Below are 18,116 nucleotides of genomic sequence, written 5' to 3'. Positions count from 1 at the left end.
AGCTTTTGAGCGAATAACTCCGCTTCTATAAATTCTATGAACATCTTGTCATTGGGACTACTGGAATCTTTTAATGACTCCAACTCTCCTGCTTTATCTCTTACAAGCTTGAACAAGTGAATCATCTCCTTTCACTGATCCAGCTATTATACGAGCTGTATAACAATTGTCTCACAAAAGTCTACAAGAAGATACAGTAAAAGCTAAAAAAGTAGGTTATTACACTTTTACCTAAAAAGTTTCTGCACGATGAAAGGGATAAAAGCGGGCAATGACTTTTCCAGTAACATGATCGATTGGAACAGGTCCGATATCACGGCTATCTGTGCTACCATTACGATTATCTCCCATTACAAATACATGACCTTCAGGGATCTCGATTTCTTCGAAGTCTAGATAAATCGATTCCTTAATGTACTCTTCGTCCAATTTAACCCCGTTTCGATAAACAAAACCACCATTAATGGCAATGCGATCACCAGGTGCTCCGATAATTCGCTTTACCCAGTTATGTCTAGATCGTTCCTCTACATCAATGAATGCAGCAATCATTGGACTTTCGATAAATGAATCGGCTAATGTCCGCTCATCATCGACGCGGCTATCAATGATGACAATATCCCCTATTTCAGGTTTTTGGCCAAGTAAAAACAATGTTTTGAAGGCAAATACTCGGTCTCCCGCTTGTTGTGGATTAAAGTGATCGAGCCCTTGAAGAGTAGGTTCCATCGAACTACCATCTACCGTAAAAGGTTGAATAACGAATACGCTAAGGCAAACAGCTAGAACTAATGCCAAAATAATGGCCTTTATCCAGCTGAAAAATTCAACAAATAAGTTTTTGAACATGGTGTATCAGCATCCTTTAAGTAAATGTCCTCTTTTTATATTGTAATCGAACTCACTATATTTTGTAAGTTTAAATGTGCTAAAGTGAGAAGATGGGGTGAGTAGATGAATCGCAATCAAGTATCAATTTTATTATTTATAGGAGCATTTGTAGCCGTTGTGATGGCTAGTGCATCTTATATTGTTTCTGATTTAAAACTTGTGGAATCTGTTATGATAGCTTGTTTATCAGCGGTTGTAGGCGGTGTACTCGGATATTATTTATTTGCTAGGTGAAAGAGGGATGTTTTCTTTCGTAGAGCAGTTAAAAGGTCGATCTGTCATAAGGATTTATAAGGGAGGAAAAAAAGACGCTCTAGCCAAGGTGAGATGTACTTCAAAGGCTAGGACGTCTTTTTTGTCATGGCGATTTCACAGCGATTACGACCTGACCGTTTGGCGCGATAAAGCGCTTCGTCAACCCGCTGCATAAAAGTGGTAAGGTTTTCCGAATCATTTCTGTAGCAACCGACCCCAGCTGAAAATGTGATCTTTTCACCAGACGGAGCATTCATATTAGCTAATGTGTACTTAAGTCGATGTGCCAGCTTTAAGGCTTCATCGACAGTAGCTTCGGGAAGGAGGATCATAAATTCTTCCCCTCCATAACGTGCGAATAAATGGCTTTCTCCAACAACATTGCCCAAGGCTTCCCCGAAGAAGATGAGAATCTCGTCGCCCATTTGATGACCATACGTGTCATTGACCATTTTAAAGTAATCAATGTCGAGGATAATCATGGAAAAGAAAGGCTTCTCTTCTATCCAACTTTGGAGGGTAGTATCAATGTACCTTCTATTAGGCAGCCCGGTTAACGGGTCAGTTTGTGAATCTTTCATCACAGTTTGAAGTTGATCTTCTTGGGCATCGATGTATGTTTGGATCGTCTGATTGAGTTGAGTGGCTTCAAAGTACCATGTAGAAATCGAAGGGCGTTCTTTTGGTATTTTCTGGTTTTTTAGCGTGTACGTTTGTAACGCTAACTGTCGCAGAGGAGAAGCGATTCGCTCGGCAAAAATAATGGATAATAAAACAGTAAAAAAGATAAACGGGATTGAATACAACACCATATTACGGATCGTATCCCAAACCGGCTGAATACTGACATCATATGGAGTTTGGGAGACAATACCCCAGTTGCTTGTCGGGATATGAGAAAAGCCAGCGAGCATATCTTTCTCTTTTGTATTGGTAATCTGAAGAGTTCCGCTTTCCCCATTCATTAATTTTTGCACGACAAGATTCTCTCGGACATTTTCTCCGATTCTACTTCGGTCTGGGTGATAAATAAGGACCCCATTACGATCAACCACATATACATACGAGCCATCTTGTGAAAAATGTTCACCAAGGATTGATTCAATAATGTTGCTCTCTTGTAAGTAAACGGTTCCTGCAAGCATTCCCTCATAGGTACCTGATTCTGTCCAAATAGGACTTGAGATCAAGAGGATTTTTCGGCCAATGGCTGCATCGTATAAATCAGAAATGACTGTTTCTTTTTTTTCAAGTGCTTCATTGATTCCAATAGAGTGGACATGATACCCTACGACATCCAAATCAGGAGCAGAGGTAATCACTTTGGCTTCTTTATCTATAATAGCAATCGAATTAAAGTAGTGACTACTTCGCAAAAACTGATCAAGAGAAATCTTAAGTGCTTCCTGATTATCTAGTAAGGCCGTCATATCAAGGGCACGCTTCTCTAAGCTTTCTTCCATTGCCTGTAAGGACTGGTCGGTAACTTGAGCAAGCTTTTCAGAATAAACACGATTGATTTCTTTTGTATTGGAAATTAAATTATTTTTTGATACATAGTAGCCGGCAAATAATGTGCTGGCAATCATGCCAAGGATCGTAAATGTGATAAGCAATAAGATCCAAAATCTCATACTCATATTCATAATGGTACCTCATGTAATAGGATACAAAACAGTTGATTACTGTCTTGCTATGACTAACGTATCATGATTTTAGTCAGATTCCTACCATTAATTACAAGCGAAAGTCTTAACTATTGATAAAATCAGCTAGTTCCATTTCTTCGGGTACTGAAGGTTGCCAGCGAACCAATTTATCTCCATTTACCCCAAAGATTTCACCAGACTTTGAAAACTGTGGTTGTGTGAAAAGGGTGGTTACAAATCTTGCCACATCATCTGTAGAGCCGACTTCCCAATAGGTGGGGAGTTCCATCCCTTGTTCAGCTGCTTTTTTTCGAGCGCGGTTAATATGAGGTTCGGTCATCGACGTAAGAGCTGCTGGAGCAACTGCATTAACTTTAATATGATGTCGCTCTAACTCTTTGGCTAGTGTCCACGTCATCCCGTTGATTGCGGACTTTGCCGCACTGTAATTTAATTGTCCAATTGTGCCGGTCAGTCCTGCTGTTGAAGTCATATTAAGGATTTGTCCACCAGTCTCTTGCTTGATCACTTGCTGAATAAAAGCTCTCGTGCAGTAAAAGGTTCCATTTACATGAACGCTGATCACACTTTGAAACTCGTCATCTGACATTTTATAAGCCATTCGATCCTGCGTATTGCCAGCGTTATTGATTAAAATGGTCACTTTTCCAAATCTTTCTACAGCTAAATGAACCAGCTCTTCTCCTGTATGTGGTTCATTAACAGGAGAGGCAAGTCCGACAGCTCGTCCACCTAGGTCATTGATTTCTTCTACCACTTTCGAAACGTCAGCTTCCTTTCTACTATTAATGATCACACCCGTTCCATTTGCCGCTAGCTGTCTCGCTAGGCTATAGCCAATGCCGCGGGTCGATCCAGTAATAATCGCCACTTGATCTTGGAGGTTCATCGGGCATGTACCTCAAGTGAAATCTGCCCTTTGATAATTGTTTCGCCGTGTTGATTCTCGCCAGTAAAAACGATGGAAGTCGTTTGGTCAGTAGTAGTCGCAGTACCTTTTATTCTGAGGGAGTCTCCAACTAACAGTGGTTGGATAAATGATGTTTCATAGCTTTTCACCAAATGTGTAGAGAGCCAGGGTGCTACTAGATTTGTACTGACTCCCATCGTGAACATCCCATGCGCAATTTGTCTAGGGAAGCCGGCATCTTGGGCTGCTTTTAGATCAAAATGTATCGGGTTGTAATCATTTGATACAAGCCCATAAGCCTCCAGTTGCTGTTGGGTGATTTCCTTGATGTGAATCTCTTCAAGTGAGGGTTGGTTATGCATCGTCATCACTTCCTTTTGGTAAAATGACGAGCGTGGAAAGGGCATTTGCATGAACCACGCCGTTATAGTGAATTGATAATTGATGTTCAGCTATTTGTATCGGACCTCGTTTGTTCACTTTTGTTTTTAGGGAAAGTAATTGAATGCTGCATTGATATGTCTGGTTGGCAATCAGTGGTTGGTCATAGGAGAAAGCTTGCTTGCCATGAACCAATACCCCTACATCATCTAACCAAGGCACCTCGAGGTATTGCCAGAAAATAAATGGCATGGTAGGTGGAGCCGGGATGTCCTCATAGGATGCTTGTTTTGCAGCTTCTACATTTGTATATAATTCGTTTTCGTTACAAATCGCGTCTGCATACGATTTAATCATTTCTCTTGTTAAGGTGATCTCGATTGGCTTTGTTTGTGAGTGGAGCCACTTTTCTGTGATCATCTCATTTCCTCCCTATTCGATTAATTCAACTAATGTAGCTAATCCGAGTCCACCGCCAATGCCCAAAGTAGCGATTCCTCGTTTAAGACTTTTTTCTTTCATTTGAGTGAACAAACGTGTGATTAAAATGGCCCCGGATGCTCCGTATGGGTGTCCTAATGCGAGTGCACCGCCTTGTTGGTTGACTTTTTCTAGGGGGATATTTAATTCTTGTAAGCTCGCAAGTACCTGCGAGGCAAACGCTTCATTAAATTCAATGAGATCAATCTCCTCCATTGTAAGCTGAGTGCGTTCTAGAAGTTTCGTTACAGCAGGGATAGGACCAATTCCGAGATAATGAGGGTCAACGCCTGCACTTGTCGCATTGACTACTCGTAATACAGGTGTTAAGCCAAGTTCCACGCATTTTTCCTCTGACATCATTAACACAACTGAAGCTCCGTCATTCATTGGACAAGCATTCCCAGCTGTTACGGTGCCACCTTCTCTAAAAACGGGAGGGAGGCTGCTTAGTTTTTTCATCGATGTAGTAGGGCGTGGACATTCATCTCTAACTCGATCCCTTACAGCGACAATTTCTTCGTTAAAGTGACCCTGTTCCATCGAATGTACAGCTTTTTTATGACTCCAATACGCATACTCATCTTGCATCGCTCGAGTGATCCCGTACTTAGCTGCTACATTTTCTGCAGCCACCCCCATATCCGGATCTCCTATGTCTTCTGGAGAGAAGCGTGCTCGTTGAAAGAGTTGCGGCCCAGTAGGGTGGTGAAGCGTAGGAGGCTTTGCTAGTTTCCAAGGAGCAAGACTCGTGCTTTCCACACCGCCTGCAAAATAGATCTCCCCTGCACCTGCTTGAATCAGTCTAGCTGCTAGATTAATTGCTTCAAGTCCTGAGCCGCATTGACGGTCGACGGTCACTCCTGGCACGGATATAGGCAATCCTGCTGTGAGGGCGGAAAGTCTCGCAAGGTTACCACCCGGTCCGACAGCGTTGCCAAGGATCACTTCATCAATGTCTTCGGCAGGAATGGGATGGTCTTGAATGATTTGTTTAATAAGTGGGGCAACTAAGTGCTCAGGGGGAACCTCCTTAAACATCCCGCCAAGCTTGCCAATTGCCGTTCGTTTTGCTGCTACGATCACAGCATCTCTCATTGCCTTCACATCCTTTGCGTTTCTCGTTGTTGGAATTGCTCCATCACTAGTCTTCGCGCAATTTTCCCACTCGAAGTATAAGGGAAAGAGGGTACTCCTATAAATTGACGAGGACATTTATACGTTGCTAAATGTGTTTTGCAATGCTGCTTCAATTGTTCTTCAGTTAATTGCTTGCTGGTACGCCAAGAGAGGATGGCAACTAGCTTTTCTCCCCAGTAATCATCAGGGAGGCCAATGACGATCACTTCATGAATTTCATCTAGGGAAGAGAGTACTTGTTCTACTTCTTCAGGGTAGACGTTTAATCCTCCAGTAATGAGTTTATTTTTGTCACGACCTACTAATGTAATAAAGCCCTCCTCATCCACGTATCCAATATCACCTACTGTAGCCCACCCATTATAAAATACTTCTTTAGTCGCTTCTGGTTGATTGAGATAGCCACTAAATAGGTGAGGGCTTCGCACATAAAGCCTTCCTATTTCATTAGGAAGAGCTTCTGTCTGATCACCTTTTTTTATAGACACCTCAACCCCTGGAAAAGGACGGCCGACTGATTCGGGATTTACTTCGTTCGCCTCTGGATCAAGCACGCTTACAAAGCTGAGCTCAGAGGCACCGTAAAATTCAAAGACATCCGCATTTGGCATAATCGTTGCGGCTCTTTTCTTCAAATGAGGCTGCCATTTTGCTCCTGCAGAAATGACTCTATTTAATGAAAGTGTTTGTTGCAGCTCTTCAAATTGCTCGGTTAAAGCTTGAAACATCGTTGGAACAAGATAGAGGGTTGTGATGTTGCTTGTGCATAATTGCTCATATACCATTCTCGCCTGGAATTTTTTTGTGATGTGCAGTGTTGCACCGATATGTAAGGCGTGTATGGCTGCATATAAAAAATGTGAATGGACAAGTGGACCCGGGGAGGAGATGACCTCACTAGCACTTAGGTTAAAAACTTGATTACTTCCATTGAAACTCTCGTACCAGGAATTATGCGTCCGTAAATATCCTTTTGGCTTACCGGTCGTACCGGAAGTGTAACCAATATAGAATAAAGAATCTTCACCCACCACAGGAATGTTTACAGTTATATGTGAGTGTTTGATGAGATCCTCTAGGTAAGCTGTGGGATAGGTAGCTGAGAACTCTCTTATATCATTCCGAATGATTAAATCAGGTTTGCAGTCATTCAAAATATGATCGACTTCCAGGTCACTCCATTTAGGGTCAAGTGGAATCGCTATAGCACCAATGCCTGTAAGTGCCAGGAAGGTAGCTAAAAAGGTAGCATCATTTTGAACATGCATGGCTATTCTCTTTTTTATAGGGTTCTCTAGTTTAAACAATACGTTTTGTTGGATAGTTAAAATGAGTTGTTGAAAATCTTGGTAGCTAAGGTCAGCACCGTCACAATGGATCGCTATTTTTTCAGGAAATGTAGCTGCTGTATGTTTGATTGTGTCGCCAATGATCATGATGTCCTCTCCTTTTCAAAAAGAAAGGGAATCCACCTTAATGGCCCCCCTTTTTCTCGTATTATGCAACTTTTGTTAATGTTGATTCTTTTGTTTTCTTGGTTATCAGAGGGTAGGCTTTCTTCAGTTGCATCGCAATCACACCAGCTAATACAGCTTTTGCAAGGTCACCTGGAATGTAGATAAGCGCTTGAAAGGCAGCTGTTGTCCAAGGAAGACCCGTCATAAAGGATAAGTATGTCACGCCACCTGCGTAAACGACAATAATACCACCAATGATATTGAATAAGATAAATCGTCCAATATTCATTTTGTGCCAGTATTTCTCAACTAGAAATCCGATGATAAAAGCGGCGATCGGCCAGCTTAAAATGTATCCACCACCTGGTCCAAGTAAGACGCCGATGCCTCCACGACCACCTGCTAATAATGGAACCCCCATTGCTACAAGTGAAACAAAGACCACTAAGCTCATTCCGCCGTATTTTGCTCCGAGAACAGCCCCTGCAAGCATCACACCTGCTGTTTGAGCCGTGATAGGAACAGGCGAGATTGGTAAGATAATCGGAGGGAGAATACCAAGAGCTCCAATCAAGGCAGCAAATAATGCCGCATACAACATCTGTTTTAACTTCATCTTCGTCACCATTTTCTGAATAATATAAATGCTATGTACGAAATTAGTATAAAACGCAAAAAGAGGTATGTCAACTGACATCGGATAAGTGTTTACAATCAGTAATTAAAAGAGGTGGAAGCGCAACCTCCTCTATCATTTGATCGAAAAGACCTAGCGAATGAACAGAAACGATCCTAGTAATAAGAACGTACGTTTGGTATAATGGCATTAGCAACTACTAGCAAGGTGGCGGCTGAACTCCCGTGGAGAGGGGGTGAGGCTTATTTTGACGATCTATGAAGCATTAAGTTTACTGGCCCAATTCTCAAGCATTCTTCTCGCCACATTAGCACTGACGGTCAGTATCATTGTGAGTCAACAAAAAAAGAAATAGCTACCCTGCCGCCAAGTAAGGTGAGCTATTTCTATGGCAATATCCAATTGGTCAGCTGCGCAAGGCAGCAAGTAGTTGCTAAGGCTGAGTGTAAATCACACTCGGTCTTTTTTTTGATGGTTTGATTTTTATACCTTTATTATACATGAGTGGACAAGGGTTAAGCAAAGGAAAATGAGGTGGAAAATAAGTGAATTAATATTATGAAGTTTAAATTTAATGATATGTGATCCATCTAGGTCATTTCATGGCTACATAAATTTGTTTGAATTTTATGGTAGAAAAACAAAATTATTGGGTAAGAAGTAAATAGAGACAAAAGTCACCGATTTAATAAAGTATATTTGATATTTTGGTAAATTAGTCTTGTGAATCATAAGGGATTTTTGTTGAACCTGAACATAATAACACCCTAAGTATGGTTTTCATTTCCAATTAGATCTTTTAAAATGATAAATGTACTTATAAATCGTGATGTGACAAGGATAAAGGAGGACATTGGAGTGAGTGAAGAAATTAGCTTGAAGCCTCAGCGAGTCAGAAGTAGAATGGATCGTTTATCCATTCGCTTAGATGCCGTTGTACCCGAATACAATGTATCATTTGATGGACGAACGGAAGTTGATACCTTAAAAGAAGCGGAACAAAACATGCAAGCAATGGAGGCACTACTTCAATCCTATAAAGCCCTTCTGCAAAAGAATGTCGAACAAGTACATCGAGTGGTGGACCAGTACGAAGAAGCAGACCAAACTGTATCGAGTCAAATAAAAGGGGGGTAGTCTATGAAAGTCTTAGATGCTAGCGCCACCATTGATAGCTTGCAATTATTAATCCATCAAGTTCAAGACCAGCAAGAGCAGTTAGGACCTGTTGAAGGCTGGCTCCAACACGAAACGACTTTCTTAAGTGTGGAAGCTAGATTTAACGGAAGAACAGCGATTAACATCATTAATTACTTCACCTATTGTCATGGTCCTTTTGTAAAACTTCTTCGCACCGTACTCTCTGAATTTGAGAACACTCTTCGAGATACTCTAGATAAATTGAATACGTATTTTGAGAGTGACGAGCTTATTCGCGAAGACTTTTTACAAGATGCCGTTCATGGGAAGATTGAAAACTTAAAAACTACCATGATTAGCCTTGGTGAAGAGGTTAATAGCATTACCTCAATGTACAAGGATATCGTTTATTTGCCGACATTCAATTATAATGGCGTCATGGATGGGCTCTCTAATTCAAAATCAAAGGTAGACTCCACGATTGAAAAGGTGTATGAATTTGATGAAGAACACATAACAAGTATGCAATATGTCGGCCAAGACATTACGCTTCTTCAAAACTACGTCACCAGTCTAGAAGAGATGTTTGTCAGTCAATCCATTTCGATTGAAAACTTTAGCACTAATATGGTGAAGGATAATGATGAGTATAGGGCAGTGAAAAATACGCAAAATGTGCGTGAAGCGGACCAAGTTTTCTCAGCCCTAGGTGATGGGGGGACATTATTTGGGTATGGAGATTCAGCATTATTTGCAGGTCAAAATGTATTAGCAGCGACTGCAATTGGAATAGGTAAGTATTCTGATATGGCGAAAAACGGAAGAGCTCCGTTACCTACTAGTCATCAAGGATCTACTTCTACTACTTCAAAGAATAATTCTTTCCTTGATCGGACCAAGGAGGTGGCTTCTTCAACCAAAAATAAAGCAGGAGTAGCTTTTCATAACGTTTTAACTAGTGAAACCGCTCAAAAGGTTGGAAATACCTTAAGTAATCATAAAGTGGAAGGATATGCCGCTAAATTTGTAGATAATAAATTCACACGAGCTGCTGGACCTATAGGGTGGGGACTTGCTGCAGCAGGGAATGTTAGTGAATTTACTTCTAGTGATAATCGTGATAAGTCAGTTGATGAGAAAGTTTTTAGAGCAGGGACCGGTTTTGTTGTTGATGGTGGAAGTGCAGCGGTCGGTGCATTTGGTGGAGCTAAAGTAGGTGCAGCTTTTGGGGCATTTGGTGGTCCTGCTGGAATTGTAGTAGGTGGACTTGTTGGAGGAGCTTTCGGTGGTATTGCAGGCGCATTTGTCGGATCGAAAGTTTCTGATAAAGCAAAAAATGTCGTAGAATCAGGCTGGAAGTCAGTCAAAGGCTGGTTTAAGTAACAGGAGGAACTAAATGATAGTTATTTACATTTTAGGAATTATTGTAGTAATGCTTATAGCTATAAATCTATTAAGTGGTTTATTAGCAGGTTTTTTTGGTAATCACTTCATCTCATTTTTTGGTAGGTCTTATACAAAGAACCCAACTTCTACGTTTGATCGTGTTTTGAATGTAGTTTTCTATGCAATGCACGGAGTACCGTACTTTTTTTACGTGCATTTTATGAAGAAGCACAATTATTGGAAAGCTAGATTATTCTATCTCCTATGGTTAGTAATTTTTGTACCTATATGTGCCATCATTATGGGTTCAGTAGGTTTGTTTTTAGAAACCTATACATCGATTTAGGATGAACCGTTTACTAAAGGAAAAAGAGCACTTCGTTTCCATGTGATTGCTTTAATAGGAGGATAATTATTTGCTTGTTTTTCTATTATTTTTAATATTTATGGGTGTTTTAATTGTACAATTTGGAATGAGCTTGTTTGCCGCATTAATTGGCAATCGTGCCGTTTCTTTCATGGAGTTCATGTATACTACAAATCCTGAAACAGGTTATGACCGATTTATGAACGGTATATTTTATGTACTTTATGGCGTGCCTCATTATTTTTATAAGAAGTTTATGATTAACCATTCTTATGGGAAAGCAAGAGTCTTATTTTTTATATGGATGCTTGGATTTTTTATTCTTTTCTGTATACTTTCAGGCACTGCTGCCATTCTAGCTGAGCGCTATTCTTATTATCTTAATCATAGCTTGTTAAGTATAAGGTTTATTAGGTTGCTTTGAATTGTGAGGGATCTCTTATGTTACTCTATTTTTTATCTGTTTCGATAGGATTTGTATTAGCCGTTCAATTAGGAATGACTTTAGCTGCTAACTTGGTAGGGAATTTAGCTATAACATTTATGGAACAAACTTACACCAAAAATCCCAAAAGGTTATATGAGAAATTGATGAATATAGTTTTTTACGCGTTATATAGTATTCCTCACTTTTTCTATACAAAGTTAATGTTAAAGCTTCCTTATTGGAAAGCTAGAGTTGCTTTTCTTATATGGTCATTATTTTTTGTATTTTTAAGTTTAGTGCTACTCGTAATTTATGATCTTATATTAGATTGGTTAGGAATTAATTTTTAGTTTTCACTTGAATTCATAGGCATTAGCGCTTCTTCTAAACGATTCCAAAATAAAGTGAAAGATGAGGTGTGAGGAATGAATCGAGTTTTAAAATGTACCACTGAAGAGCTAATGCTACTTGTTAACTTATGTGGTTATCCTGATGTGGCAAAAGGGATTGGAGAGAGTTCTCTAGGAGAGAAGTCAGAAGATGCTTGGGAAGCAGTCTATGAAGGTGCTGTTCATCAACTTATGCTCAAAGAGGTTTGGGATGTGCAAAAAGCTGCAGAAAACGAAGTGCCATTAAATGAAGAGTTGCAAACGTTTATTCATCATTATGTTCAATCACAAAGCATCATCCGTTCTGCCAATGTCACAACGAATGAAACATTACTTTTTCATGAGATGCCAAATGATAAGTGGTTGATGCACCATGTTATCGCTGATCTTATCCATGAGTTTTTCTTTGTCGAGGAAAGTGAGATCGAGAAACATATCATCCCTTTTAGTCGCTACAATCAAGTCGAAGGTGAAGCCCTATCATCCTTCACACTGACGGATCATCAATTTGATCTTCTTAGTAAAGAAGAAAATATTTTAGAGGTGAGAGGTCTTGCTAAGTTGACCAAAGAGGAAGAAATGGCTTTTGATTCATTCGTTCACTCGATAAAAGTAAATGAGTGGTCTCTTCATAATAGTAGCCTTCTGAGGGTTGATGCTGAAACGGGTGAAAGTTCGATAGAGGAAATCCTTTTCCATGTACCCTCAGAGTATGGAATATGGATGCTGAGCTATGATGAAGAACTTGTTGTACATGTTAAAAATGTTAGTGCAAATGAGTTTATGAGCACGGTTCGTAGTCGTTTACTAATAAAACAAGAAGCATAGGAGGAGATTGCATGCTCTATAAAACAAGACGCGATCTCACTATGAATTCAATTACTGTAGCAATCATAGTATTCTTATTTTCAGTCCTTTACTTAATCATCCGATTTGTGGACTTTACGCCGCTTATATTATTTCTTTTCCTTATTTATTTGTTTTCAATATGGTTAGCTCTTTATTCGATCTTTCAAATTAGGTATAGGATAAGAGATGAGGGGTTGTTTGTACAGATGGGACCTTTCTATTCCACTTATCACTACGCAGATATGAAAAGAATTGATTATACAAAAGGGTTAAGTCGATTAAGGCCTGTAAATGTTCATAGTTTTATGTGGGCAGTCGATGGAATCGAGCTTCATTTTGAAGGTCAGCTCACTAAGATTCAATTATCACCTGAAAGACAAGACGAATTCATTCAGGAGTTATTTAATAGAGCGCCTCAACTAGCCTGTTGCTCGATTGAAGAGCAACGAGCTAAGCGTGAGAGGGAAGAACAACTACAACAACAAGAAGTAGTGATGATGCCCCATATTGGGGGTACAGTAAAGAGTTCAAAGGTAGGGAGATCATCCGGTGAATGGTTGAAATTGTGATGGGCGAAGAGGAAATTTCAATGGAGAAGATGAATTGGTCATCAGGAGAATTATTGACAATGATTGATCTATGCGGATATTCAACCACGGCAGAAGGAATGGGTGAGAGTATTTATCCTAACCGAACAAAGTTCTTTTGGGAAGACTTTTTTGAAAAGGGCGTTGAATCACTCGTAGCAAAAGAATATTTATCAAAAGAAAAGTACGCTGAAGGACACAATCCCCTTGCTCCGAAATTGCAACAGTTTATAGAAGAGTACATGCAAGCTAAACGAGTGATTAGAGCCGCTAAGAGATGTACCGATGAAACCTTCATTATTCGAGAATTGGGGGATGGTACCTGGATGAGAGAATCTATCATATCCAGGGAAGCTCTCCATCGTTTTGATTTTAGTGATCATCTCGATTTGGAACATGAATTAAAAGAGTTTTATCAATACGCCTCTCCATCACAAGTGTATGCTTCTTCCTTTCAAATAACTGATGCTCAGTTTGATATGCTCAATCAAAAGAGAAATGGTAGAAGTGTTCGAAATGAAGCTAGTTTTAGTACTGAAGAAAGAGCATCATTTGACCGCTTTATTAAGGATTTGAACAAGAAGAATGGAGTGCTAAATAGTATTAGTTTGCTGAGGTTTGAACCTGAATATAATGAGTTACACCTAGAGAAAGTAATATTTCATCTCCCGAGTGATAAAGGGATTTGGGTCATTCATTATCAAAATGCTGAGACAGTGCATGTCTCTTTACAACTATCAAACGAATGGCTACATATGATCGATTTTACATAACACTTGATTGGAGGTGGGGTCGTTGTTTGAGACGGAAGCTTCAGTGAGACAGAGTATAGCCATATTATCAGGTGATATTAGTCAAATTCATGAGCAAATGCGACGATTGAATGAGGTGAGATCAACATTGCAGGGTCAAGAATCAGAAATGATTTCCTATCAGGACGAATTTAAGCAGCCAGAGCTTGATTCTTCTACATGGTATGGGAAATATGCAACTGAATTTGAAGAGATACGCACGAGCGAAGTGTATGAGAAATACACCGAGGTCACATCTAGTACTTTTACAACGTACTATAGCAGAATAGAGATGGCACAGCAGTTCCTTTCCACTCAATTAGAAATGAAATCACAGCAACTTCAAAACAGGAGAAATCAGTTACAACACATGCAAAGTCAGCAAGTGTAGAAGATTTTTACGGATAAACAAACCTATTCCAGTATGGAATAGGTTTGTTTGTTTATAGATTTCTAAAAATAATTCCGAGCGTTTAGGATAGGCTAAAAATGGATGAAGAAATGAGGTGGTGAAGAAATGCTCTTTCGTTTAAGAAGGAAAAAGTACGATTATTCAATGGAAGTATCAAGCAAGGATGAAAAGCCTCTTTATGATGATCTAGGGTTAAATAAGAACACGATCAACTCCATTTATTCTGCTTCTATTAATAAAGATTTTGTTTGTCGAGAACTTATTATATCTTCTTCCAATCAAGCGGCTGCCTTGTTTTTTTACGGGAGTGCAGTTGATCATAGTAAAGTAGAAAGTACGATAATAAAACCCCTACTTGAAGGGGGCGGAAGTGAGGTTCGTGAAACGATCTCACTCGAAAGTTTGGATACAGTTCATGATTTTGGAGATGTCTGTGAGTGTATAAATAAGGGGTTCACGGTGTTGTTAGTTGACAATAGGGCTGAGGGTTTCGCTCTTAATGTAGCGAGTTTTGAACATCGGGGAATTGAAAAAGCTGAGAATGAAGTGTTGGTCAAAGGGCCCAAAGAATCATTTACAGAATCAGCTGCTGTTAATTTATCTCTTCTCAGAAAGCGAATTTTTGATACTGATTTTATTGCAGAATCCATTCCTATCGGTAATCGTGCTAAGAGTGAAGTCACCCTTCTTTATATAAAAGATATTGCTAGTGAAGAAGTCTTAAATGAAGTGAGAGATCGTATTACGAATATAAACGTCGATAGTGTTCGAAGTATCGAAATACTTGAGCAGTTTATTGAAGATCGTCCGTACTCTTTAATACCGAGTATGTTGTATACAGAGCGACCGGATCGAGCTGCGGCACATATTGATGATGGGTATGTTGTTCTGGTGATGGAGAATTCACCAGCAGCACTTGTGCTGCCTGTGACTTTTTGGTCTTTTTTTCACTCACCAGAGGATCATTATTCAAGACTTTTATATGGGAACTTCTCTAGATTAATCCGATTTCTTGCCTTATTTATCACTTTGTTTATCTCTTCTTTGTATATTGCGGTTACAAATTTTCATGAGGAAATGATTCCGATTGATTTGCTACTTGCTATAGCTGGGGCAAGAGAGCAATTGCCTTTTCCACTCGTATTTGAGGTTGTTTTGATGGAGTTTGCCTTTGAATTAATTCGCGAAGCAGGTCTGCGAATTCCTGGTCCGCTTGGTCCTACCATTGGGATTGTAGGCGCTCTTATTTTAGGACAAGCGGCTGTTGAAGCAAATGTCATAAGTCCGATTGTAGTTATTATTGTTGCTTTATCCGGACTCTCTTCTTTTGCTATAGCAGATGTTAGTTTAAATTATGCGATTCGCATGATCCGTTTTTTGTTTATTTTTGCAGCTGCTACGTATGGTATTTTTGGTTTGATTGGCGCGTTTTTATTATGGTTAATGTATGCGGTTTCGATTAAATCCTTTGGGGTTCCCTTCTTAACACCGTTATCGCCGCATTATCGGTCAGGAAACGATACACTTTTTCGAGGGGCGGTAGCTAAAGAATTGTTTAGACCAGGCCAAATTCATCCAAAAGACATCAGAAAAAACAACATGAAGTAGGTGAAGGGTATGAAGACTTTGGCGACCATTGGAGGGCGTGAATTATTTGCCATTATTGTATTAGCAATTGGCACAAAAATCACGAGTATGACACCTGCTATTCTAGCTCAAGAAGGGAAAAATGCATTTTGGATGATGCCTGTTATCGGATTCCTAACCATTTTTCCTTCCTTTCTTCTCCTCCTCTATCTGCTTCGTACTTACAAAGATAAGCATCTAATGGAGTTGATCTACCACATATTAGGCAAGTGGGTGGGTGCTCTCTTTGGTCTTACTATCTTTTTAGTCGCTTTTGTTTCCTTAGTGCTTGAAAGTAGAAACTATATTGATGAATTGAGTTCGATCTTTTTTCCACAGTCTCCTCAATATTTTTTATATGCTGTACTGTTTTTCATTTGTCTGTGGGGAGCTCGTAAAGGGTTGAATGTCATAGGTTCTACCTCTTGGATCTTAACCCCTTTCATTAAGATAATAGCAATCATCTTGCTCTTTTTAGCGATGAAAGATTTGGTTTGGATGCGGATCTTCCCAATTTGGGGAGAGGGGATGGGAGTTACTATAATTGAAGGTGCTAAAAAAGCATCTATTTTCGGTGATCTATTTCTACTCACCATGGCTTATACATCGTTAACGAATACAAAAGTTTTCAGACAAGCAGCTTATATTGGAGGGACATTCGCAGTTTTTGAATTAACGATGTTCTTTCTAGTGTATAGTCTCTTTTTTGATTATAAGTCGATTGATCAAATAGCTTATCCTTTTCATGAATTAACACAATACATCTCAATCGGTATGTACTTCGCTAATGTAGAATCTTTTTTTATGATTTTTTGGTTATTTGCTGCCTTTTTACGCTTTATGATTTATTTATACTTTACGACATGGATATTTGCGGCAGTGTTTCAGATTAAGCAGTTCAAACCTTTACTAGGTATCTTCTTATATTTAGTGATTATGCTTGGTACTGGGATTAATAACCCAATTCAAAATGTGCTTGTATACAGAGATTGGTTTTTGACCATGACAACACCTTTATTCATCCTCATGCCACTCGTTTTATGGGTGGTTGCTAAGGTAAAAGGAGAGTTAGCTAAATGAGTAAATGGGATCGAATCGTGATCATTACTTGCATAACATGCTTACTTAGTGGGTGTTTTGACAAAACAGAGCTTGAACAGCAAGCTTTTGTTATTGCGGTAGGAATTGATCAAACAGATCTGCAAGGTCAGTATAATATTACGTTTCAAGTTGCTCAAGGACAATTAGGGAGGGGAGCTAATGAATCGAGTGAGATACAGGAGAAGAATGTAACCATTCAAGCTAGTGACATTATTTCAGCCAAAAGCACAGCGAACACGTTAGTGGCAAGAGAGATAAATCTTGATCAAACGAAGGTATTAATTATTTCAGAGGAATTAGCCAGATCAGGAGAGTTAATTAATGTACTACAAGCGACTACTCGTGCAGCGGCATTTAGAAGAGGCGTGCAAATAATCATTACAAGAGAGAATGCGAGCGATTTTTTAGCCAATAATGATCCTCCTCTTGAAATTAAACCGCATAAATTTTATCAATTAATGTTACAGCAGTCTAAAAGCACAGGTCTTATACCAGATGCAGACATCCATCGTTTTTTTCAAATTACAGAAGGAGATGCTGATTTATTTTTAGGGATTTATGCCACAGCAACAAAACTAGAAGATCAAAAGAAAGGTGAAGAAGATGAATTTTATGCAGGACAAGTTCCACAAAAAGGGGAGCAGGATACCCAGTTTATTGGTTCTGCAGTCTTTAAGGAAGGCAAGATGATTGATACGTTAACAGGAGAAGAAACGAGGTTAGCACTCATGTTGGATAACACCATTTCAATGGATGATATCCTTGTCAGCTTACCAGATCCAAAATCAGATGTTCATCGAATTTCAGCACGTCTTATTAGAGAACGTAAGGCCTCGATTCATGTAAAAATGGATGGTCAAAATCAAGCTGAAATCAATGTGAATGTCCCTATTCATATAGAACTACTTGCTGTGCCAAGTTTAGTTGACTATGGAAGTGATGCAGCGAATTTACAACTCTTAGAGGAGATGATCGAAGAAAAATACAATCAAGAAGCCTTAGCGCTAATAAAAAAAACACAAGAAACGTACCGAGCTGAACCTTTTTACTGGTCATTGTATGTACGTCGCTATTTTAAAACAATTAGTGACTATGAGGAAGCAGACTGGAACAATAATATTTACCCGAATGCAAATGTAAAGGTGAGTTTTGATATGGAAGCGATTCGCTTTGGGAAAGTGATTCGCAATACGGGAATTGCAGAAGTGAGGGATTAATAA

General features: G+C 39.4%; 22 protein-coding genes. 14 read left to right on the top strand and 8 right to left on the bottom strand.

Annotation, left to right across the window (positions count from 1 at the left end; all coding sequences use genetic code 11):
* Window positions 1–231: 231 nt before the first annotated feature.
* Window positions 232–849 (bottom strand): signal peptidase I, encoded by a 618-nt coding sequence (gene lepB, locus AB3N04_RS04740; protein WP_368504959.1) that lies wholly within the window; start codon window positions 847–849, stop codon window positions 232–234.
* Between the two features lie 105 nt (window positions 850–954).
* Between lepB and AB3N04_RS04735 the strand changes: the two genes are divergently transcribed.
* Entirely contained in the window at window positions 955–1,125 is a 171-nt protein-coding gene (locus AB3N04_RS04735) for a hypothetical protein (protein ID WP_368504958.1), read from the top strand.
* 107 nt (window positions 1,126–1,232) lie between these two features.
* Here the strand turns inward: AB3N04_RS04735 and AB3N04_RS04730 are convergent, their stop codons facing one another.
* From AB3N04_RS04730 to AB3N04_RS04700, 7 genes are all read right to left on the bottom strand, one after another.
* Window positions 1,233–2,792 carry a sensor domain-containing diguanylate cyclase gene (locus tag AB3N04_RS04730; RefSeq protein WP_368504957.1) on the bottom strand — a complete coding sequence of 520 codons (1,560 nt, stop codon included), beginning with the start codon at window positions 2,790–2,792 and terminating at the stop codon, window positions 1,233–1,235.
* Between the two features lie 106 nt (window positions 2,793–2,898).
* Window positions 2,899–3,705 carry an SDR family NAD(P)-dependent oxidoreductase gene (locus AB3N04_RS04725; protein WP_368504956.1) on the bottom strand — a complete coding sequence of 269 codons (807 nt, stop codon included), beginning with the start codon at window positions 3,703–3,705 and terminating at the stop codon, window positions 2,899–2,901.
* Window positions 3,702–4,088 (bottom strand): MaoC family dehydratase, encoded by a 387-nt coding sequence (locus tag AB3N04_RS04720; protein ID WP_368504955.1) that lies wholly within the window; start codon window positions 4,086–4,088, stop codon window positions 3,702–3,704. Before AB3N04_RS04720 ends, AB3N04_RS04725 begins: the two co-directional genes overlap by 4 nt.
* On the bottom strand, window positions 4,081–4,527 hold the full coding sequence (locus AB3N04_RS04715; RefSeq protein ID WP_368504954.1) for a MaoC family dehydratase N-terminal domain-containing protein: 447 nt from the start codon (window positions 4,525–4,527) through the stop codon (window positions 4,081–4,083). Before AB3N04_RS04715 ends, AB3N04_RS04720 begins: the two co-directional genes overlap by 8 nt.
* A 12-nt stretch (window positions 4,528–4,539) precedes the next feature.
* Window positions 4,540–5,685 carry an acetyl-CoA C-acyltransferase gene (locus AB3N04_RS04710; protein WP_368504953.1) on the bottom strand — a complete coding sequence of 382 codons (1,146 nt, stop codon included), beginning with the start codon at window positions 5,683–5,685 and terminating at the stop codon, window positions 4,540–4,542.
* Window positions 5,686–5,690: 5 nt separating this feature from the next.
* Entirely contained in the window at window positions 5,691–7,163 is a 1,473-nt protein-coding gene (locus tag AB3N04_RS04705) for an AMP-binding protein (RefSeq protein WP_368504952.1), read from the bottom strand.
* 61 nt (window positions 7,164–7,224) lie between these two features.
* Window positions 7,225–7,800, bottom strand: coding sequence for a biotin transporter BioY (locus AB3N04_RS04700; protein ID WP_368504951.1), 576 nt, complete (start codon window positions 7,798–7,800; stop codon window positions 7,225–7,227).
* 268 nt (window positions 7,801–8,068) lie between these two features.
* Between AB3N04_RS04700 and AB3N04_RS04695 the strand changes: the two genes are divergently transcribed.
* From AB3N04_RS04695 to AB3N04_RS04635, 13 genes are all read left to right on the top strand, one after another.
* The gene (locus AB3N04_RS04695; protein ID WP_317120301.1) at window positions 8,069–8,176 is read left to right on the top strand and encodes a putative holin-like toxin; all 108 of its coding nucleotides are present in this window, start codon (window positions 8,069–8,071) and stop codon (window positions 8,174–8,176) included.
* Window positions 8,177–8,679: 503 nt separating this feature from the next.
* Complete coding sequence (locus AB3N04_RS04690; protein WP_368504950.1) at window positions 8,680–8,958, top strand: YwqI/YxiC family protein; 279 nt, start codon at window positions 8,680–8,682, stop codon at window positions 8,956–8,958.
* 3 nt (window positions 8,959–8,961) lie between these two features.
* Window positions 8,962–10,344 (top strand): LXG domain-containing protein, encoded by a 1,383-nt coding sequence (locus AB3N04_RS04685; RefSeq protein WP_368504949.1) that lies wholly within the window; start codon window positions 8,962–8,964, stop codon window positions 10,342–10,344.
* 13 nt (window positions 10,345–10,357) lie between these two features.
* Window positions 10,358–10,693, top strand: coding sequence for a hypothetical protein (locus AB3N04_RS04680; RefSeq protein WP_368504948.1), 336 nt, complete (start codon window positions 10,358–10,360; stop codon window positions 10,691–10,693).
* A 70-nt stretch (window positions 10,694–10,763) separates the two neighbouring features.
* A complete protein-coding gene (locus AB3N04_RS04675) occupies window positions 10,764–11,138 on the top strand; it encodes a hypothetical protein (RefSeq protein WP_368504947.1) in 375 nt (124 codons plus the stop codon).
* A gap of 17 nt (window positions 11,139–11,155) precedes the next feature.
* Complete coding sequence (locus AB3N04_RS04670; RefSeq protein WP_368504946.1) at window positions 11,156–11,491, top strand: hypothetical protein; 336 nt, start codon at window positions 11,156–11,158, stop codon at window positions 11,489–11,491.
* Between the two features lie 75 nt (window positions 11,492–11,566).
* On the top strand, window positions 11,567–12,358 hold the full coding sequence (locus AB3N04_RS04665) for a hypothetical protein (protein ID WP_368504945.1): 792 nt from the start codon (window positions 11,567–11,569) through the stop codon (window positions 12,356–12,358).
* Between the two features lie 11 nt (window positions 12,359–12,369).
* Window positions 12,370–12,948 carry a PH domain-containing protein gene (locus AB3N04_RS04660; RefSeq protein ID WP_368504944.1) on the top strand — a complete coding sequence of 193 codons (579 nt, stop codon included), beginning with the start codon at window positions 12,370–12,372 and terminating at the stop codon, window positions 12,946–12,948.
* Window positions 12,933–13,739 (top strand): hypothetical protein, encoded by an 807-nt coding sequence (locus AB3N04_RS04655; RefSeq protein ID WP_368504943.1) that lies wholly within the window; start codon window positions 12,933–12,935, stop codon window positions 13,737–13,739. The genes AB3N04_RS04660 and AB3N04_RS04655 overlap by 16 nt, the downstream gene beginning before the upstream one ends.
* A gap of 22 nt (window positions 13,740–13,761) precedes the next feature.
* Window positions 13,762–14,148 carry a DUF5082 family protein gene (locus AB3N04_RS04650; RefSeq protein WP_368504942.1) on the top strand — a complete coding sequence of 129 codons (387 nt, stop codon included), beginning with the start codon at window positions 13,762–13,764 and terminating at the stop codon, window positions 14,146–14,148.
* 126 nt (window positions 14,149–14,274) lie between these two features.
* Window positions 14,275–15,777: a spore germination protein gene (locus AB3N04_RS04645; protein WP_368504941.1), complete on the top strand. Its 1,503-nt coding sequence runs from the start codon at window positions 14,275–14,277 to the stop codon at window positions 15,775–15,777.
* A gap of 9 nt (window positions 15,778–15,786) precedes the next feature.
* The gene (locus tag AB3N04_RS04640; RefSeq protein ID WP_368504940.1) at window positions 15,787–16,875 is read left to right on the top strand and encodes an endospore germination permease; all 1,089 of its coding nucleotides are present in this window, start codon (window positions 15,787–15,789) and stop codon (window positions 16,873–16,875) included.
* A complete protein-coding gene (locus tag AB3N04_RS04635; RefSeq protein WP_368504939.1) occupies window positions 16,872–18,113 on the top strand; it encodes a Ger(x)C family spore germination protein in 1,242 nt (413 codons plus the stop codon). The genes AB3N04_RS04640 and AB3N04_RS04635 overlap by 4 nt, the downstream gene beginning before the upstream one ends.
* The last annotated feature ends 3 nt before the right edge of the window (window positions 18,114–18,116 follow it).

The sequence above is a fragment of the Alkalihalophilus sp. As8PL genome, assembly GCF_040939795.1.
GTDB lineage: Bacteria > Bacillota > Bacilli > Bacillales > Bacillaceae_D > Alkalihalophilus > Alkalihalophilus lindianensis.
The sequence above is the reverse complement of the archived record's forward strand: the minus strand, read 5'-3'. Positions and strand labels throughout refer to the sequence as shown.

Bases quoted from the DNA above. Each gene is read 5' to 3' on its own strand.
- lepB (WP_368504959.1), bottom strand. From the start codon at position 849: ATGTTCAAAAACTTATTTGTTGAATTTTTCAGCTGGATAAAGGCCATT.
- AB3N04_RS04735 (WP_368504958.1), top strand. From the start codon at position 955: ATGAATCGCAATCAAGTATCAATTTTATTATTTATAGGAGCATTTGTA.
- AB3N04_RS04730 (WP_368504957.1), bottom strand. From the start codon at position 2,792: ATGAATATGAGTATGAGATTTTGGATCTTATTGCTTATCACATTTACG.
- AB3N04_RS04725 (WP_368504956.1), bottom strand. From the start codon at position 3,705: ATGAACCTCCAAGATCAAGTGGCGATTATTACTGGATCGACCCGCGGC.
- AB3N04_RS04720 (WP_368504955.1), bottom strand. From the start codon at position 4,088: ATGCATAACCAACCCTCACTTGAAGAGATTCACATCAAGGAAATCACC.
- AB3N04_RS04715 (WP_368504954.1), bottom strand. From the start codon at position 4,527: ATGATCACAGAAAAGTGGCTCCACTCACAAACAAAGCCAATCGAGATC.
- AB3N04_RS04710 (WP_368504953.1), bottom strand. From the start codon at position 5,685: ATGAGAGATGCTGTGATCGTAGCAGCAAAACGAACGGCAATTGGCAAG.
- AB3N04_RS04705 (WP_368504952.1), bottom strand. From the start codon at position 7,163: ATGATCATTGGCGACACAATCAAACATACAGCAGCTACATTTCCTGAA.
- AB3N04_RS04700 (WP_368504951.1), bottom strand. From the start codon at position 7,800: ATGAAGTTAAAACAGATGTTGTATGCGGCATTATTTGCTGCCTTGATT.
- AB3N04_RS04685 (WP_368504949.1), top strand. From the start codon at position 8,962: ATGAAAGTCTTAGATGCTAGCGCCACCATTGATAGCTTGCAATTATTA.
- AB3N04_RS04680 (WP_368504948.1), top strand. From the start codon at position 10,358: ATGATAGTTATTTACATTTTAGGAATTATTGTAGTAATGCTTATAGCT.
- AB3N04_RS04670 (WP_368504946.1), top strand. From the start codon at position 11,156: ATGTTACTCTATTTTTTATCTGTTTCGATAGGATTTGTATTAGCCGTT.
- AB3N04_RS04665 (WP_368504945.1), top strand. From the start codon at position 11,567: ATGAATCGAGTTTTAAAATGTACCACTGAAGAGCTAATGCTACTTGTT.
- AB3N04_RS04660 (WP_368504944.1), top strand. From the start codon at position 12,370: ATGCTCTATAAAACAAGACGCGATCTCACTATGAATTCAATTACTGTA.
- AB3N04_RS04655 (WP_368504943.1), top strand. From the start codon at position 12,933: ATGGTTGAAATTGTGATGGGCGAAGAGGAAATTTCAATGGAGAAGATG.
- AB3N04_RS04645 (WP_368504941.1), top strand. From the start codon at position 14,275: ATGCTCTTTCGTTTAAGAAGGAAAAAGTACGATTATTCAATGGAAGTA.
- AB3N04_RS04640 (WP_368504940.1), top strand. From the start codon at position 15,787: ATGAAGACTTTGGCGACCATTGGAGGGCGTGAATTATTTGCCATTATT.
- AB3N04_RS04635 (WP_368504939.1), top strand. From the start codon at position 16,872: ATGAGTAAATGGGATCGAATCGTGATCATTACTTGCATAACATGCTTA.